Source organism: Psychrobacter fozii (genome assembly GCF_003217155.1).
Taxonomy (GTDB): Bacteria; Pseudomonadota; Gammaproteobacteria; order Pseudomonadales; family Moraxellaceae; genus Psychrobacter; species Psychrobacter fozii.
This window is the reverse complement of record NZ_QJSU01000008.1, coordinates 38192-57432: the sequence shown is the minus strand read 5'-3', so window position 1 is coordinate 57432 and position 19241 is coordinate 38192. Positions and strand designations below refer to the sequence as shown.

At 43.4% G+C, this 19241-nt stretch carries 15 protein-coding genes; 5 read left to right on the top strand and 10 right to left on the bottom strand.

Translation table 11 applies throughout. From position 1 onward, the window contains the following. Nucleotides 1-255: 255 nt before the first annotated feature. The 3 genes from DFP82_RS10870 to DFP82_RS10860 all read left to right on the top strand — a co-directional run bounded on the left by DFP82_RS10870 (nucleotide 256) and on the right by DFP82_RS10860 (nucleotide 2442). Nucleotides 256-879 carry a DUF6231 family protein gene (locus DFP82_RS10870; RefSeq protein WP_110923756.1) on the top strand — a complete coding sequence of 208 codons (624 nt, stop codon included), beginning with the start codon at nucleotides 256-258 and terminating at the stop codon, nucleotides 877-879. 150 nt (nucleotides 880-1029) lie between these two features. Beyond that, a complete protein-coding gene (pal, locus tag DFP82_RS10865) occupies nucleotides 1030-1548 on the top strand; it encodes a peptidoglycan-associated lipoprotein Pal (protein ID WP_110923755.1) in 519 nt (172 codons plus the stop codon). Between the two features lie 123 nt (nucleotides 1549-1671). Continuing rightward, complete coding sequence (locus DFP82_RS10860; RefSeq protein ID WP_110923754.1) at nucleotides 1672-2442, top strand: 4'-phosphopantetheinyl transferase family protein; 771 nt, start codon at nucleotides 1672-1674, stop codon at nucleotides 2440-2442. Between the two features lie 146 nt (nucleotides 2443-2588). On the opposite strand, the gene DFP82_RS10855 is transcribed toward DFP82_RS10860, so the two are convergent. After that, complete coding sequence (locus tag DFP82_RS10855) at nucleotides 2589-3494, bottom strand: hypothetical protein (protein WP_110923753.1); 906 nt, start codon at nucleotides 3492-3494, stop codon at nucleotides 2589-2591. 602 nt (nucleotides 3495-4096) lie between these two features. On the opposite strand from DFP82_RS10855, the gene DFP82_RS10850 reads away from it, so the two are divergent. Then, entirely contained in the window at nucleotides 4097-4855 is a 759-nt protein-coding gene (locus DFP82_RS10850) for an IclR family transcriptional regulator (RefSeq protein ID WP_110923752.1), read from the top strand. A gap of 351 nt (nucleotides 4856-5206) precedes the next feature. On the opposite strand, the gene mmsB is transcribed toward DFP82_RS10850, so the two are convergent. The 8 genes from mmsB to DFP82_RS10805 form a co-directional block, all read right to left on the bottom strand. After that, nucleotides 5207-6151: a 3-hydroxyisobutyrate dehydrogenase gene (gene mmsB, locus DFP82_RS10845; protein WP_110923751.1), complete on the bottom strand. Its 945-nt coding sequence runs from the start codon at nucleotides 6149-6151 to the stop codon at nucleotides 5207-5209. A 124-nt stretch (nucleotides 6152-6275) separates the two neighbouring features. Continuing rightward, a complete protein-coding gene (locus DFP82_RS10840; RefSeq protein ID WP_245905708.1) occupies nucleotides 6276-7526 on the bottom strand; it encodes an enoyl-CoA hydratase/isomerase family protein in 1251 nt (416 codons plus the stop codon). Between the two features lie 72 nt (nucleotides 7527-7598). Continuing rightward, nucleotides 7599-8381 (bottom strand): enoyl-CoA hydratase, encoded by a 783-nt coding sequence (locus DFP82_RS10835; RefSeq protein WP_110923749.1) that lies wholly within the window; start codon nucleotides 8379-8381, stop codon nucleotides 7599-7601. 93 nt (nucleotides 8382-8474) lie between these two features. Further along, complete coding sequence (locus DFP82_RS10830; RefSeq protein ID WP_110923748.1) at nucleotides 8475-9635, bottom strand: acyl-CoA dehydrogenase family protein; 1161 nt, start codon at nucleotides 9633-9635, stop codon at nucleotides 8475-8477. Between the two features lie 187 nt (nucleotides 9636-9822). Then, entirely contained in the window at nucleotides 9823-11307 is a 1485-nt protein-coding gene (locus DFP82_RS10820; protein WP_110923746.1) for a CoA-acylating methylmalonate-semialdehyde dehydrogenase, read from the bottom strand. A gap of 410 nt (nucleotides 11308-11717) precedes the next feature. Beyond that, a complete protein-coding gene (locus tag DFP82_RS10815) occupies nucleotides 11718-13778 on the bottom strand; it encodes a propionate--CoA ligase (protein WP_245905707.1) in 2061 nt (686 codons plus the stop codon). A 297-nt stretch (nucleotides 13779-14075) separates the two neighbouring features. Continuing rightward, on the bottom strand, nucleotides 14076-15746 hold the full coding sequence (locus DFP82_RS10810; protein WP_110923745.1) for a fatty acid--CoA ligase: 1671 nt from the start codon (nucleotides 15744-15746) through the stop codon (nucleotides 14076-14078). Between the two features lie 284 nt (nucleotides 15747-16030). Beyond that, on the bottom strand, nucleotides 16031-17284 hold the full coding sequence (locus DFP82_RS10805; RefSeq protein WP_181416302.1) for an MFS transporter: 1254 nt from the start codon (nucleotides 17282-17284) through the stop codon (nucleotides 16031-16033). A 558-nt stretch (nucleotides 17285-17842) separates the two neighbouring features. Between DFP82_RS10805 and DFP82_RS10800 the strand changes: the two genes are divergently transcribed. After that, nucleotides 17843-18589: a hypothetical protein gene (locus DFP82_RS10800; RefSeq protein WP_110923744.1), complete on the top strand. Its 747-nt coding sequence runs from the start codon at nucleotides 17843-17845 to the stop codon at nucleotides 18587-18589. Between the two features lie 105 nt (nucleotides 18590-18694). Here the strand turns inward: DFP82_RS10800 and DFP82_RS10795 are convergent, their stop codons facing one another. After that, on the bottom strand, nucleotides 18695-19201 hold the full coding sequence (locus DFP82_RS10795; protein WP_110923743.1) for an Rrf2 family transcriptional regulator: 507 nt from the start codon (nucleotides 19199-19201) through the stop codon (nucleotides 18695-18697). Between the last annotated feature and the right edge of the window lie 40 nt (nucleotides 19202-19241).

Sequence of the window (19241 nt, the reverse complement as noted above, 5' to 3'; positions counted from 1 at the left end):
TTCCTATTATTTTTTATGATATAAATATACAAATGGTATTGGTACAAGAGCTTGTTAGACTTATAACTAAATTGACCTGAACGGCCAAATTTCAAGTGCAGGTCTAAAGATTATAGCATTCAGAAGAAATGCAGATGTATATGTGGTACTTCAAGCTAGGTTAAGACAACTTGTGTTAATCAACCATTGGATAATGATGCTTAAAATGATTTAATAGATTCACTACTGATCACTATTTAATTAACGGCCTATTATATGACAAAGCATACTGCCCGTCGTTCAGACATTACTTTACCATTACTTATAGATTACGTTGATGCCCTACTACCATCGTTAGTAACGCAAGAAGACACACCGGAAATGATTGAACAGCTCAACGATATCACTGAGTTATTATGGGTGGTACAAGACAAAAATGCACGCATGGCATTAAAGACAGAACTAAAAGAATATCTCAGTAATAAAGACAGCAATAATGAAATGGAACAGGTTGAAGCGCTACAGATAGTAACGTTATCAGAGCTTACACAGCAGCAACTGCCTGAACGGTATGAGCTCGCCTGTTTTTGGTTACCTGCATTGTCATCCGAGCTACTACAGCAATATATTCCACTACTGATGCGCTATCGTGATCTGTATGCTGCGCATCTGCTCATCGCACTTGAGAGCAGCATAAACCTACAAGCTTATGGCTTTACACCATTTGATATTTTGAATGAGCAACCTTCAGATATTAGCTTAATGGACCAAAAAAATTCGCCCGTAGCAACAACAGCCACTCTCTGGCAGTTTAATTTATATGACTATAAACAGCTACCAAATTGGCTCAATGCTGATTACTGGGCTAACCCTGAAAACTGGGGTAAGCATCGGTGGTAGTAAGCCTCATATCTATATGTAAATTCTAGAATTATTTACAGTAAAACTAATTACATAAAGTAACATTTAGTATATTATAGATAGCAATTGCCCAAGTTTTATCCTAAGCAGTTTAAAAAAACAATTTAATTAAAATTTTAGGAGCTCAGCATGTCAACTAACTTTTCTAAGATCGCCGTTCTAACTGTATTAGCAAGCGCAATCGCCATTACTACAGGTTGTGCTACCAAACGCACAAACTCTGAAGTTGTGGTTGCCCCACTAGGTATCCCAGGTGGTCAAGCTGGATATAATGGATCTGTTTCTATGAATAACTCTAGCGCAGTTATTGCTGGTGCTGAAAACCTACAAGCCGTTGTATATTTCGGCTATGATAGCAGCGAAATCACCGCACAATCAGCCAGTGTTTTGAATCAACATGCAAGCCTACTTAGCTCAAACCCATCAGCGGGTGTCGTTATCGCTGGTCACACTGATGAGCGCGGTAGCCGTGAATACAACATCGCATTGGGTGAGCGCCGTGCTCAAGCAGCGCGTAACTATCTTGCGGCCCAAGGTGTGTCTACAAATAACATCCGTGTCATCAGCTATGGCGAAGAACGCGCTGCTGCTGCTGGTAACACTGAAGCTGATTATGCACAAAACCGTCGTGCTGAGCTGTCTTACTAAAAGTCGTACAACCAATCAGAATCAGACAAGCTTAACTTGATTCATAAAAGCCCAGTAATATTGATATTGCTGGGCTTTTTACGTATTACTAAACCAAAAAACTCACATCAATCGATATAACTCATGATGCCAACCTTACGCCTGACGCATATTCAATTTACTCAGCTACAGCCTATGACGTGGTGTGCCACCGCACAGGTGAGTGAGTATCCACGCCTCAAACATCAAGATTTATGGGGCAAGTCGTTGGGGAGACCCATTGATCACGCTACATGTATAGGTACTGATGAATGGTACAAACGTAGTTGGCAATACCGCATACCACCAGATGATTTATCAGTGCGTGATATCGCTCGTGCCCAACGTCAGCGACAGCGTCAAGGCGTGCGTCTGTTGTTACAGCAGTTTCTGGATAAGCTAGCGCTCAGCGATACGTTAGATGAATCCGCATTCCCGTATCGCCTTGTCAAAAGTGGACATTACGTATGCTTCAGTCATACAGGTGGCAAAAGCAAGGCAGTCAATAAACTGTTAAGCAGTATCGTCACCGTGGTGATTAGTCCTCATCGCCCTATAGGTGTGGACGTAGAGGTCAATAATGTTGCATGGCATGTGGCAAAGCGATTTTACTCAGACAATGAGATTATGATCTTGCAATCATTACCCGTGATTCAACGTGACACGATCGCCAAGTTGCTATGGCAGATAAAAGAAAGTTTTATTAAAATCCATCAATACAAACTGGCTCAAGGTCTAGGAATAGATTATTCCTATCTTATTGATGACTTAATAGATGCCAGTAGAGAGCCGTCAGCTTTAACCGTCATAACTGACCATAAGTCACCTTATCAAATTGCCATTTTATCTATACAACAGACGGTCGTTATTTTTTAGATAAGTGATAATTATATTAATTTAGATGGCGATTACTGTTTTAAACAACGACTGCTACTTTATTTTAGACAAAAAAACGACCCTAAAAAGGGTCGTTTTTTTGTGCTTACTTTTCTTCTAATGACAGTATTTAAACTGTGATTAGATTAGAAACGGTAAGTTGCACCAACTTTAACAATTGGTAACCACTCTAACCAATCTTTATCTTCAAGCTCTTGCTCAGCTTTTTTAGCAACATCGCCTGCAGTAGTTGTTTGAGTATCACCATTTGAATCTGTATAGCTAACTACACTGTCTGCATTCACAGCTCGAACAGTTGCGTCAGTTTTACCCATGTAAGCTGCGCCGATTTCACCAAATAGACCGAAGTTATTTGTGATGTTAGGACGGAAACCGATAGTACCATAAGGCGCTAGCTTGTTACGGTGCTCGATAGTACCTTCAAGAGTACCAGTTTGAGCAGCATTGTATTGCTGGCCGTCAACTTTAAAGAAACCACCATCTGCATTAGCAGTTACATCAATATCGTTATCAGGTACGATGATACCAGCACCAACTGTGAACCAGTTACCAGTAGGACGTAATTGTACGCCTAGGTAAGGGTTGCTGAAGTCTGCGTCAACATCATAGTTAACATCGCCAGCATCGAAATCACCGCCGAATAGGTCAGCGACATCGCCACCTGCCCAACCAGCTTGCAATTCAGTGTTCTCATTTAGTGACCAACCGATGTTAGCACCATAACCTAAAGTACCAGCTTCAGCACTTACAGATGCTGGGTTAATAGCGGTGTTGAATAGCGTTTTAGTGCCACCAACGACAGCGCCAGTAGTATTACGGACAGCACCAGCAGTTTTACCGATAACACCAGTGTTAGTAGGTTCTGCTTCATAGGCGACAGCAACTGGCTCAGCTTCATAAGCAACAGCAGCTGGCTCTGCTTCATATACCATTGCATCAGCTTCATCAACAACGATAACTGGTTCAGCAGCGAAAGCAGCAGTTGATGCCATGACAGCAGCAGAGATAGCCGTTAATTTAATAAATTTCATCAATATTCTCCTAAAGAATGGGATAACTCGCCCGTAAAAAAATGATAATTCAGATTTTGATATCAATCATTTTTGTTGAGGAGATTAAAACAATTTTGGCCTTAAAAGTCATCCCTATAGATGCGCTTTTTATTTGCCATTATGTAAAGATTGCATAGGTATTGTAATAATTACTACACCAATCCGTAAAACTTTGAGTTTCTGTTACACAATACTCTTATAGCTACTAAGTAGCGTAAACATTGATATCGAACAGCTTAATGTTCATGTAAGGGTATTACAAAATATGTCATTATAGTGAACGACCTTTCCATTAAACTCAGTAGCGGTTATATAGCTTATTACTACGGTTTGTTGTACTTTGTGAGTTGTTGTAGCCACTGTTGCTTTAGATAGGTTTTTAGACACATGCGTTTATCATGCAAATGTTTCTATATAGTATGAGAAGATAGCGTGCCTAAGACTTGTCTAAGCTTGATATTGTGCTAAATTAGAAGTAGTTAAGAATGTGTGACAAGTCTACGTATTCTCAACTACCTGTCTGATTGATTAAAACTTTGTGATATTTCCTACTGTACTATTTTTATTATTGAGCCATCCATATGCCTAAAGTATCGTCGATTACCCGTGTGTTAGAGATTATCGAAGCCGTGTCTTATGCTTCTAAGCCTCTCTCTCCACTTGAGCTGTCACAGGAATTAGACATTCCTAAACCAACCATGCATAGATTGATCCAGAATTTGGTTGATGAGGGTTTTGTGACCGTCGATATTGGAGGTGGCATCATCCCTGGCAAACGAGTACGCAACTTAAGTGTTGAGCTGTGGCAGCAGCGCCAGTTCTTTAATGAACGACAAATGGTTTTGCACAAATTAGTAGAGGAAGTAAAAGAAACGTGCGGGATTGCTATTCCCTATTATATGGACATGCTCTATACCAACCGTGCACAGACCGCTCTACCGCTACAGATTTATCTGCCCGTAGGTGCCAAGTCACCAATGTGGTGTACCGCTACCGGTAAGCTGTATTTGAGTCAGTTATCTGCTACCAGTCGCAACAAGATACTGCAAAGTCTGCCGCTAGATAAGTTCACAAAAAATACCATCACCGATATCGATGCGTTAAACAAAGAACTGGATCATATTGCTGAAATGGGTGTGGGTATCGACAACGAAGAGTTTATCTCTGAAATGGTAGCTGTGTCCGTCCCTATACTGGATAAAAAGTCGCGCTATCTGGCCTCGCTATATATTCATGCGCCAACCGTACGCCTATCTTTGGACGAGCTACTGACACACGTGCCACGATTACAAGCAGCGGCACAAGATATCCAATCGCTAGTATATGAGCTACAAAGCTAAAGCCGTGACCGTTAAATGACTATCATTAAACGGCTATAATTGAATAACTATAAAAAGGCCTGCGCTAATATCTTAGTGCAGGCCTTTTTATATGGTTGAACACATCTCTTATAATGTATAGTCAGTGAACTACTAAACCGCTAAGGTGTTACCCTCCTTAGATGTACGACTTGTACAATCTGCAGTCGGCTGCCTTGTACCCATTTTAGAGTTCTTTAACTATATTAAACATACTATTTTGAAGCTAATACCATTCACAAAAATTAGAGTAGCAAAGAAAACGAGTGCAAGTACTACGCATTGTAGACTAAACAAGTTTGATACCGCTAATCGTACTTTTGGGGATTGGTTCTAAGACAGTACCGAACTGTCATGACGCGCCATGATACTAGAAAAATCTCTATCGCCATTTTCAACTGTATGCGCTTCATATAACTCCGCAGCTTTAGCGCCCATCGGCGTATCAACGTTTGTATTCTGAGCGGTTTGCAAGGCCAGATTGAGGTCTTTTTGCATCAGCTTACTCATAAAGCCACCTTGATAACCATTGCTCGATGGTACGTTCTCCATGACTTGCGGGTAAGGATTGTACACTTCTAATGTCCAGTTACGACCTGAGCTTTGTAGCATAATATCTGATAGCACCTTGGGATCTAAACCATTTTTGACGCCCAAATTAATCGCCTCTGCTGTCCCAGCCATGAGAATACCTAACAGCATATTATTGCAGATTTTTGCGACTTGTCCGGCACCATGCTCGCCAGCATGAAAGATGTTTTTTCCCATGACCGCTAGTATTGGCTCCGCTTTTGCAAACGCATCAGTACTGCCACCCACGATGAAAGTCAAACTGCCTGCGATAGCGCCGCCCGTACCACCAGAGACTGGCGCATCTAAGAAGTCTATACCCAGCTTGCTTGCTGCCTCTGCCACGGTCCTTGCATCAGCAGCAGCGATGGTACTGCTGTCAATCACCAATGTGCCCTGTGGTAACTCTGCCAGTAGACCATTGGTGCCATCTTCACCTAAATAGACAGAGTGAACATGCTTGCCAGCAGGCAGCATGCTGATGACGACTTGTGCATTGCTTGCAGCAGCTTTAGGACTGTCTGCCACACTGGCACCTGCTTGCTGTAGACGCTGGGTCGCATCCTCAGACAAATCATAGACAGACAATCCATAACCTGCTTTTAACAAGTTCTCCGCCATTGGCGCGCCCATATTACCTAGCCCGATAAAAGCAATATTTGGCTTCGCACTGCCATTATCCGCAGTATTTACATCCTTTGTATTCATCTCATCATTCCTTGATGGTTATATAGTCAGCATGACGCACGCTTGTGTTTTGTGTACGTCATGCCATTATGTCTTTCAGTGTTGTATGTCTAATTAATATAAATAAACTGGTTAATTTAAATTGTTAGCGCACAAACTGGTTGCCTGCTGCTTCAGTACCCAACCAATCATCTAATGGGTGCTCACCGGTCGCATAAGGGTTCACAAAATGCTGTTGGATATATGCCTGCCCCTCTGTATTGAGACAATCGGCTAATGAACGCGACCACTGAGGATTTCTATCTTTATCAATCAACAGCGCGCGTACGCCTTCTTTAAAGTCGGGGTTGGCTGCACAATGTACTGCCACATTGGTTTCTAGATATAAAACTTGCTCTAGCGACAGGTCAGCAACTTTGTGATAAAGCGCATAGGTCAAAGCGACGGTAACGGGACAACCATGTCGATAAGTGGCGACTGCTCGCTGCGTCCAACTGTCTGCTGCAAAGTCTGAATGTAAGGTTGCTAATGACTCATCATTTTGCAATATGGCATCGATATCGCCCAAGCCACCACTATTCATCAACTGCTGGATAGGTTGCCAATATTTTGCTAAATTGCTGGCAGGCAACTCAGCAACTGATTGCGCGGCGAGTACGCGGCTAACGATACTATGCGCACTATTGTTATCGCATTTGTCCATACTATTAACGGCTGATTGCCAGTCACTCTGTTTTAAACTTTGTATGACGGCATCATAATCACTACTAACGACGGCATACTCTGCTAAATTGGCCAATAGCGCATCATTACCATTACACATCGCACCTGTTAGCCCTAAGAACAAACCTGTTTTGGCAGGCATATTCTGCAAAAACCAACTGCCAGAGGCATCAGGGAATAGTCCGATAGTCACTTCTGGCATCGCAAAGCGGGTACGCTCAGTGACCAAACGATGGCTACAACCTGCCATCAATCCCATACCTCCGCCCATGATGATACCGTCACCCCAAAGTATTAGCGGCTTAGCGTAAAAATGCATCTGCCGATAGAGGCTGTACTCATGACTGAAAAACTCTGTCGCATAAGGATTCGGTAACGGTGCACTGGTCGACATACTGTCATACAGCTTACGAATATCACCACCCGCACAAAAAGCCTTATCGCCTGCGCCTTTTAATACCAGAGCGACTATCTGTGCATCACTTGCCCACGCATCTAGCTGCTGTGATAATAGTTTGCACATATCAACACTCAGCGCATTGAGGGATTTTGGCGTATTGAGCGTCATGACGCCAATCAGATGACCACAATTTGTCGGTTCAGTGTTGAACAATACTGGCGCTTCTTGCTCTGTGACTTTTTGATTATTATCTGTTGTTGTAACTGATGTCATGGCGGCTGTCATAAAAAGTACCTACAAAAATTAAAATGAATAAAGTGACTGTTAGCGCATCTTACCTGCAGCCTATTTATTTTGCCAATTCGGTTTGCGCTTCTCTAAAAACGCTTGCACGCCTTCGCGCTGATCGTTGGTATCGAACAACTTAACAAACGCTTCGCGCTCATGGATGAGGTTTTGTGCAGGTGGGGTATTTCTGGCGGCTTGGATAAGTGCTTTAGAATAACTGACGGCAACAGGAGACTGTTTAGCAACTTTTTGCGCTAATGCTTGCGCCACTTTTAACCCTTCTCCTTTGACAGCAACTTCTTCGACAAGACCAATACGTAATGCCGTCTCTGCATCAACGCGCTCACCGCATAAAATCATACGCTTTGCCCAACCTTCGCCTACTAACATAGTTAGGTTTTGTGTACCACCCGCACATGGCAATAATCCCACACCAGTCTCCGGCAATGCCATCTGTGCGTGCGCTTCTGCGATACGAATATCACAGGCTAATGCACACTCAAGTCCGCCACCCATCGCATAGCCGTTTATGACAGCAATACTGACACCACGATACGCTGATAGCGCCTCAAACGCTTCGCCAAAAGCAATCGCCATGCTGATTGCACGACCTTTATCACCATCTGAAAAATTGTTTAAATCTGCACCCGCTGAAAAGAACTTCTCACCATCACCACGAATAATCAAAGAATAAATATCATCATTGGCATTGAGGTCAGTCACCAGCTGTTTGAGTGCAGGTAGACTCTCCATCGTCCATGTATGGGCTGGTGGGTTATTCAATGTCACGGTAGCAGTATGACCGTCAATCGATAACTGAAGATTGGTATAATCCGTCATAAATAATCCTTTATTTTATCTGAATTGGGTATGGTTAAATGGTTAGCCGTTAGGGCGTGTCTTCAATTAAATTGAGAAAATACCCTAATACAATTAACGTAATTGATCCAATGCATCGTCCTGTAATAGCTGACGCGAGACAATCACTCGCATAATCTCATTGGTGCCTTCCAAAATCTGATGCACACGCAAATCTCGTACATGACGCTCAAGTGGATACTCATTTAGGTAGCCATAACCACCGTGTAGCTGTAGCGCTTCATTGGCGACATCGAAGCACAAATCAGTGGATAGACGCTTTGCCATTGCGCAGTAGGTAGACGCTTGGACATCATTGTTATCAACTTTGCTCGCTGCTAGATAAAGCATTTGTCGCGCGCTAATAGTCTGGGTCAGCATATCAGCAAGTTTAAACTGTACAGATTGTAAGTTAGCAATCTGGCTGCCGAATTGGCTACGCTCTTGCACATAATTGGTCGCTGTCTCTAATGCTGACTGCGCTGTACCAACCGCACAGATACCAATATTGATACGACCGCCATCTAAACCTTTCATCGCAATACGAAAGCCTTGACCCTCATCGCCTATCAAATTCCCTACTGGAACTTTGACATCTTTAAAGCTAATCGTGCGTGTTGGCTGCGCTTTCCAGCCCATTTTATGCTCATTTTTACCATATTCGATACCTGCACTATTCGCATCTACCACAAAAGCCGAAACGCCCTTTGCGCCTGCGCCGCCTGTACGCGCCATGACGACTAAGACATCGGTAGACCCTGCGCCTGAAATGAATGTTTTCTCTCCAGTTAGTACATAATGCTCGCCTTGCTTATCCGCTTTGGTACGCAGAGAAGCTGCATCAGAGCCAGCATTGGGTTCAGTTAAGCAATAACTACCCAACCACTCTCCACTTACCATGTTGGGTAGATACTTTTTGCACAAAGTATCACTACCATATTCACCTATCATCCAAGCAGTCATGTTATGAATACTCATATAAGCAGCAACGGCAGTATCACCCCATGCAAGCTCTTCAAATACCATGGCAGAGTCTAAGCGTGGTAATCCCAAGCCATCATATTCTGGATTGGTATACAACCCTAAAAACCCAAGCTCGCCTGATTTTTTGATGACATCGACTGGAAAATGTGATGTGCGATCCCATTCTGCTGCGTGTGGTTTTAGCTCTTTTTGGGCAAACTGCCGAGCGGTTTGGCGGAAGGCAATTTGGTCTTCGGTCAATGAAAAATTCATGAGGTCATCCTTGTGCGTGCATAGCAAATATGGTGTAGAGAATTTTATAAATCGTCAGTCTAATATTGTTCATATAGTATTGGCTATACAGTATAGCAGCGACATAGCGACAATCATAAGATCAGGCTTGGCTGAAATATACCCTAAGCAGGATTGTCGCTATACCGCAAACATGTCGAACGAACGATTAAATTGAAATAGTGGTATTGACACCACGGCTCGCCTCATCGTCAAACCATCGCGCAGTGACGGTTTTGGTTTGAGTATAGAACTGCACGGCTTGCTTACCATAAGGACCGAGATCGCCGAGTTTACTGGCACGTGAACCTGAGAATGAGAACATTGGTAGTGGCACAGGAATCGGTAAGTTAATGCCAATTTGACCGACTTGAATGTCTTGCTGGAATTTATGTGCGGCGGCACCTGACTGAGTAAATATCGCCGTGCCATTACCATGTGGATTGGCATTGAGCATTTCAATCGCTTCATCAAGGTCGGCTGCACGCATGATACACAATACTGGCCCAAAGATTTCTTGTTGGTAAATCTGCATATCGCTTGTGACATTATCAAAGATAGTCGGGCCGACAAAGTTACCTTTCTCATACCCTTCAACAGTAATGCCGCGACCATCTAGAATTAAACTGGCGCCCTCTTCTACCCCAGTACCAATCAAGTGCTCGACACGGGCTTTTGCGGCAGGAGAAATCAGTGGGCCTAGGTCTTTATCATGCTTACCTGCTGATACGACCAATTTTTCTGCTTTGGCTTTAATGTCATCAATCCACTCACCTGCAGCACCGACCAATACCACCACTGACAGCGCCATACAACGCTGACCGGCAGCACCAAAGGCTGCGCCTGCTAGCTGATTAAGCGTTTGTTCTTTGTTAGCATCCGGCAAGATAACACCGTGATTTTTTGCACCCATCATGCACTGGGCACGCTTACCAGATTGACTGGCACGCTCATAGACGTGTTTGCCAACAGCGGTAGAACCTACGAAAGAAACGGCTTTGATATCAGGGTGATCACAAATAGCATCGACGGTAGCTTTTCCGCCATGTACAACGTTTAGCACGCCTTCAGGTACGCCAGCTTCAATCGCTAGTTCAACCAAACGCATGGTGACCATCGGGTCTTGCTCCGACGGCTTAAGAATAAAGGTGTTACCCGTAGCAATTGCCATTGGGAACATCCATAGCGGAATCATCGCTGGAAAGTTAAATGGTGTGATACCAGCGCAAACGCCGAGTGGCTGCCAAATGCTATAAGTATCGACCCCTGACGCAACGTTTTCAACGAAGTCACCAATCTGCAAATTCGCAATACCTGCTGCATGCTCGACCACTTCTAAACCACGGAATACGTCACCGCGAGCATCTGCAATGGTTTTGCCTTGTTCAGCGGTCAAAATCCCTGCTAGCTCATCCATATGCTCGCGTATCAATGCTTGATACTTTAAAAAGATACGGGCACGTGTGGTGATAGGTGTTTTGCGCCACGTTTGGAAAGCGGTCTGGGCAGCGGCAACTGCTTGATTAATTTCATCGTCAGTCGTTTGCGGGACTTTTGCGATAACTTCTTGCGTAGCGGGATCAGTGATATCAATCCATTCGCTGGTATTAGAATCGACGAATTGACCATTGATGAGCTGCTGAACGTGGTGCATAAGATATCCTTATCTTTTTTGCAAAACTACCATATATTTGTATTGATAAAAAATGAAATATTCATCAATAACTACCAAACATGGATAATTTTAAAATGATTTATTATGTATCGTTATTGACTATAACAATAAATCAATTTTAGGGTCAAGCGCTTTATTAAACTTTTATGTTAGGTTATAGCCACCAGTAAATATTATGGAAATTTAAAACCAATACCAATACCAATCCCAAAAAGTACGATTAGCGGTGTCAAACTTGTTTAGTCTACAATAGGTAGTACTTACACTCGTTTTCCTTGCTACTCTAACTTTTGTAAATGGTACAAAAAAGCCCATGATGATTCATGAGCTTTTTACAAAATCGAGTGTCGTTATTGGTCAGCAATCAATAAAGTCACATTCCGCATTGATTAATAATCTTTCATAGACTGCTTGATCGCATCAATCGCGGGTGGATTATCGAGTGTCGACATATCCCCTGTTTCCTTGCCTTCTGCTAATGCACGAATGGCACGGCGTAATATTTTTCCAGAGCGGGTCTTTGGCAACGCTTGCGGGAAATAAATGGCCGCCGGCCTTGCAATACCGCCAAGGGATTTGACCACGGCACCGATGATTTGCTGCTCAATACGGAACCGATTTTCAGTTGTTGCCACCTGTTCATGATCTCTCAGCACACAGAATGCAATGGGCAACTCTCCTTTTAACTCATCCTGAATACCCACCACCGCACATTCTGCCATCTCTGGATGCATGCTGATCGCCTCTTCAATCTCTTGCGTACCAATGCGATGACCAGCGACGTTAATCACATCATCTGTGCGCCCTAAGATATAAAAATACCCATCCTTATCAGTCACCGCATAGTCGGACGTTGAGTATTGTTGTCCATCAAACAAGCCAAAATAACTACTGATGAAGCGCTCGTCATTGCGCCATACGGTAGTGAGACAACCCGGTGGTAGAGGCGCCTTGATTGCAAGCAGGCCTTTTTCGCCAGCAGCACAGGGCTCACCCGTTTCTTCATTGATAACTTGCGCATCATAGCCATACATTGGATAACCAGGCGAGCCTTGCTTATGCGGTTTATGATTGAACTTTGGCGTATTACTTAGAATAGGCCAGCCAGATTCTGTCTGCCAATAGTGATCTAAAATAGGGACACCCAGATGCTTAGTTAGCCAATTGGCTGTTGATTCATCGAGTGGCTCACCTGCCAAAAAGAACGACTTAACGCTTGAGACATCGTAGCGTGTCATCCAAGCTTCATCTTGTTTTTTGAGCATGCGCACACCCGTCGGTGCGGTGAACAAAATATTGACCTTATTGGCTTCGACAATCCGCCACCAGATACCTGGATTTGGTCGATGTGGTAATCCTTCATACATGACACTGGTCATGCCAGCTAGCAATGGCGCATAGATCGTATAAGAGTGTCCAACGGCCCAGCCAATATCAGATATCGCCCAAAACGTTTCACCTGCCTTACCGTCATAAATATAATCCATCGATGTCGTCAGTGCTACGGCATGACCGCCTGTATCACGTTGCACACCTTTTGGCGTACCCGTCGTTCCAGAAGTATAGAGAAGATACGATGGCGTATTGGACTCAAGCCAAACAGGCTCAACAATCGCATTGGCTTCACAACTGACACGGCGCTCGGTTGCATAGTCCACATCGATATCCTGTGGTGCAAATGGCAATACGCCTCGGTTGACGACCAACACATGCTCCGGCTTTGTTGTTGCTTGCTCAACCCCTTGATTGACGAGGCTTTTATAGTTAATGACCTTACCACCGCGCAAACCTGCATCCACCGTGATGACCATTTTAGCTTCGGCATCATCCATACGGATCGCCAAGTTATGTGCAGCAAACCCACCAAACACGACCGAATGCACCGCACCGATACGAGCACAGGCCAACATGGCGTAAGCCGCTTCCAGAATCATCGGCATATAAATAATGACGCGATCGCCCTTGCCGATACCATGACGTTGCAATACATCCGCAAAATAATTGACTTCTTTATATAAGTCATTGTACGTCAAACGGCGCTTGGTATAGTCTGTATAAAACTCGACGTTGTTGCCCAGATCTTTAAACGAATCAACGACGGCGGGAAAGGTTTCGATCAACTCTTGATTAATCTCTGATGACAACCAAATGAATGCGTCCTGCTCTGCGCGCTCTTCGAGGTGGCGATCTACACAGTTATAACAAAGATTGGTCTCACCGCCGACGAACCACTTAGCGAATGGCAGATTACTGTCATCGAGGATTTGCTCAGGCTCTTTATGCCAGTAGATACGCTTGGCTTGCTCAGCCCAAAACTGCTCACGATTATTAATGGAGTCGTGATAGATATCAGCAAAATTCTGAGTGGTATCAGATGGCGCTTGAGAGTTTTGAATAGAGACGTGATTGCTGCTTTGATTAGTACTTTTATTGGTGGCTTGCTCGCTCATAATGGCTGTCCTTAGCGTAAACGATGAGTAATAAGATACTGCTTTATAATATAATACCATTCACAAAAATTAGAGTAGTAAGAAAAACGAGTGCAAGTACTACCTGTCGTAGACTAAACCAGTTTGACACCGCTAATTCTGCTTTTTTGAATCGCAGTTTTTGGAATTAGTATAAGCTCTTATATTGCATATTCTCATAATACAATACTGGCTGTCCTTGCCAAAACTAAAAAACCGATACATTACGTATCGGTTTAAAATGTATCAGAGCTAATGATAAAGGTCAACTACATAAAATTATACTTCAGTCTGATCAGCATACATCTTACGCATGACTTTTTTATCATGTTTACCGACAGAGGTTTTGGGCAGGTCATCCACAAACTTAAACTGACTGGGCACGCCATACTTAGGAATCATACCTCGCTCAACCGCTTTTTCAGCAATGGCTTTGATATCATCAACATTCGTGTCTTGCGCATCAGGTTTTAAGACAATCAAGGCCAATGGGCGCTCGCCCCACTGTTTATCACGAACACCAATGACTGATACATCCGCCACGGCTGGATGCAGTGATAAAATGGTCTCAATCTCTAATGATGATATCCATTCACCACCTGATTTGATCACATCTTTTAGGCGATCGGTAATACCAATGCAACCATCAGGGCGTATGTAAGCGATATCTTGGGTATGCATGTAGCCATTTTCCCATAGCTCCTTACCCGCATCCTCATTTTTCAAGTAGCTTTGGGTCAGCCAAGGTGCCCGCAATACCAACTCGCCTGTATTTTCTTTACCGGTGCCAACTGATTTATTGTCTGTGCCCCAAACTTGGGCATCGACCATCAGCACAGGCTTACCAGTCATACAACGGCGCGCGATATCTTCATCATCAGACATTTCAGGCTCATTAAGACTAAATTCGGTCAAGCTAATAAGCGGCGCGGTCTCTGACATGCCATAACCAGTATAAACTTCGATACCTTGATCCATGGCTACTTTTGCCAAACCTTCTGTCAATCGTGAACCACCAATGATCATCTTTAAACCGTTAAAGCTCGCACCACGATCCTGTGCTTCTTTAAGCACCATTTGTAAAATTGTTGGTACGCAGTGGGTGATACTGACTTTTTCATTAATAATCAAATCGAGCAAACTATCAGGGGCATAACGTCCTGGATACACTTGTTTTAGACCTACCATCGTTGCGGTGAACGGAAAACCCCACGCATGGACATGGAACATCGGCGTCATAGGCATATAGACATCACCATAGCTAACGCCCTGCTTATCAGGAAGCATACCTAAGGTTGCGGCTTCTGCCAAACTGTGCAATACCAATTGACGATGGCTAAAGAACACGCCCTTTGGATCGCCTGTCGTCCCTGACGTATAAAAAGTCGTCGCAATAGTATTTTCATCAAAGTCAGGAAACTCAAACTCACTATTGGCGGCTTCTAATAATGTCTCATACTCACCTTTTACACGATTTTGACTACCACCAAAAACACCTTCATACGATACCCCATCATCATCGAGCCAAATGATGTGCTCGATGCTAGAGTTCTCAAACTGATAGTCTTTAACCAACGGCGCAAACTCAGAGTTCAGCATCAGTACTTTAGGCTTGGCATGATTGATGGTGTAAAGGATTTTATCTGGTGAAAGGCGAATATTAACGGTTTGCAAAATATACTCTGACATCGGTACCGCAAAGTACGACTCCAGATAACGATGACTGTCCCAATCCATCACTGCCACCACATCACCAGCGTCAAGCTTTAAATCAGCTAAAACGTTGGCTAAGCGATTGATACGGCTAAACAGCTCTTTATAAGTGAAGCGTTTTTTATCTGCATAAACGATTTCTTGATCTAGCGATACCGTCTTCGCACGGTTTAATAGTTGCTTTACCAATAGTGGATAATCGTAAGCGGACGGTGCACTATTATAGATATTTGACATAAAATTGACTTCCTTGTTGATCAGAGATAAAGCGTTAACGACTCTCGTTGTTAAAATCTTCTAACAAATTATATTTTTATGAGCAGCCATTACTGTTGCTCCATTACTATTACTAATAGTATTTAAAAAATGCCATCATCGATAGTAAGAAAAAACCCACACCATGTAAAGTATACACGCATAAACACCATGACATTGAGCGTTCGTTTATTCTGGTTTCACGCCTTATCACGTTATGTTAGCGAGCCTTTAGGTTAGTAGCCCTTAGATTATCAGCCTTTATATTAAGCGACACGTGATTTGGTCTTTACCATACCAAAACTGGCAACGAGCAAGGCTAAAATCTGTACAAACACTAGCAGCCATACCGTTAGCGACCACTGCCCACGCGCATAGACGATGCCGCATAGCCATGCCCCTAAAGTCCCACCCGTATAATAGCCTAGATAATACAAACCCGATGCGAGTGAGCGACCTTTCTTCACATTGACCGCAATATAGCTAATAGTAGCCGCTTGGGTAACGAATACACCGGAGGACATAATAGCAAGCCCTACCACCACCCCCCATAATGGTGTCACGAGTGTCAACAACACGCCTATCATAGAGATGAAAATAGCGACTCGAACGGTACGTGCTGACCCGAATCGGCGTAACAGGTTGGTCGATAACGGTGTAATAACGACCCCTATCAGATAGACTGCAAAAATATTGGCCAGTGCCCCCGTACTCAGCTCATAAGGTGTATTGGCCAGATGTAGATTAATAAAGGTAAAACAGCCCACTAGCGAGAACAACACACACGCCCCAAGCAGACAGGCCGTCACGACATAGCGGTTAGTCAAATGCTCTCCAAGCGTCTGTATCGCTGCTCGAAAATTGGGATTGGCCACAAATTGCCGTGAGGACGGTAGCATTTTTCCAACCCACATCGCGCCGACTAGCGTCATCGCTGCCATCACATAATACCCAGCACGCCAGCCAATGAGCTCGTGTAAATGCCCGAGCAAAAACCGACCAAGGAACCCGCCTAATACACAGCCTGACACATAGAATGACATCAGGTCCGTCACTGCTCGCCCTTCAAACTCCTCACCGATATAAGCAATCGTCACGACTGTAATACCTGGCACTGACAATCCTTGCATGAATCGCCAGAGCCCTAGCCAACCAATACTCGGACTCTGCGCGATTAACGCCGTAGGTATCGCCAAAAACAACAGCGCCCCAACGATAAATGGCTTACGCCCCACTGCATCAGAGAGCATGCCTAAAAACGGTGACATAATAGCAATCGCCATTATCGTCGCGCCAACGATCATACCTGCTTGCACTTCGGTCGCCGAAAAGTCCACCATTAGCACAGGTAGCACGGCTTGAATAGAGTACACCTGCAGAAAAGCAAACATACCAATTAGGCCAATTGTGAGCTTTAGCACCCACGATGGCGAATTGGTTTGAGGAGATAGCAATGGGGCGTTATTTTGAGTCTGACTGACAGTATTGTTCACAAGGATGCTGACTATATTAGGCGTCATATGGCTGACGTGAGTGATAGAATTAAAATAGAGTCAATTCATTATAAACAGGTTACAGCGTCAACTTAGCTTGATGTATGAAAACTACCTCTGCGCTCGGTTGCCTTGTACCACTGTTAAATTGAATTAACCATATAAACGTCAGCAATGATAATTGCTTTAGGTTTGTAACGGCAAGCACGTTATGGTATCACAGCCAATCACGCGTGCTGATATCAAAACCTAATACAAACAAAAAACGCCATTAATAACAACGTTAGGGCATGTCCTCAATTCAAACGACATTCATCTAACTGGGCTAAAAATGTCTAAATTTTGCCAAACATCGTCAAATAGTTAGTCAATATCTCGATATTATCTACACTATTTTTCTCGTTTGACGGCAATTTATCTCATTTTTATCTCCATTTTTGAAATCAGGACACACCCTAATCAAAGTTTCACCTTTGTAACAGACTTTGAGTGAGCAAATTGCCATAATCATAAAGCGCTATATAAAGTAGCTGTATAACAATAATCTTATAAATTTAAAAACTAATCATTTAAGGAAGTATATCGATGAGCGATAAAATTCATGATTTAGGGTCGGGTTTTTGGAACATACGCGGATCATTTCGCATTGGTGGTGTACTAAATATCGGTACGCAATGCTCACTAATAAAGCTAGCATCAGGACGCTTTATCTTTTTGGACAGTTATGCCTTAACAGGTGACGTTCGAGACGAAGTGATGGCATTGACCAATAATGGGGAAAATGTCGAGGCTGTACTGAACGTACACCCATTCCACACGGTACATTGTGCACAGATGGCAAAAGACTTCCCAAAAGCAACTTTTTACGGCAGTAGCCGACATCATAAAAAAATATCAGAAGTACAATGGGCAGATGACTTGGTCGAGAGTGATGCGGTCGCTGAACGCTATCCTGAGCTTGAGTTCTCTATGTCAGAAGGCGTCTACTATATCTCGCCTAATGAGATGATTCATGCCGGTTCATTATTGGCCTACCATCCTGCCAGCAAGAGCTTGCACGTCGATGATACCTTTATGAGTCCACCAACTAAATTACTAGAGGCGATATTGCCTGAGCTGATACTACATCCTACGACCAAAAAAGCATTGAAAAACGAACCCAGTGCTGGCAAGGAATATTGTGACTGGGCTACCAATCTCGCCCATGAATGGCGTGACACTCAGAACTTTTGCGCGGCGCATTCATATTTGGTCCAATTCAAAGAAGGCCAGTTTGAAAAAGCACTACTAAAAGCGATTAATAAAGCACGTCCTAAGTTAGAAAATGCTTAGTCGACCACATACTTTAAGAAAGTAAAAACACAAAAGAGGACTACCGTAATAGTAGCCCTCTTTTATTTTGACCTGACACTGTTATTAACAGCACTATCGAAACGATTATCTAAACAACAAATCTTTCAGCTCGTCTTCATTATTAATGATATCTGCCAATGTATAGCGCTCAAGGACGGTAATAAAAGCCCTTAATGCTTCAGAGAATACACTTTTTAGTTGGCATACTGGCGTAATCACGCAGCCTATCGGTTTATCTGTCTTTTCTTCGATAAAGGTAACTGGCAAATCTTTTGATTGAGAGCCTTTATCCTTACTCACTGGTACGGCAAAGCACTCTACCAAATCAAAATCAGGCTCTATTTGTTTAATCAATACACCCAAATTAATCTCTTTAGGTGCACGTGCCAGTCGTATGCCTCCATTTTTGCCACGCACACTTTCTATATATCCTAACTGACCCAGCTGATGAATAACTTTGGTCAAATGGCTTTTGGAAATGTCATAGCTATTGGCAATGTCACTGATATTAGCGAGCGTGTGCGGCTCCGGTTTGACCGCCAGATAAATCAATGAGCGCAGTGCATAATCACTATAATTGGTCAATCGCATTTACGAACACTCCCATTCTAATTCTCATTATTAATCATTT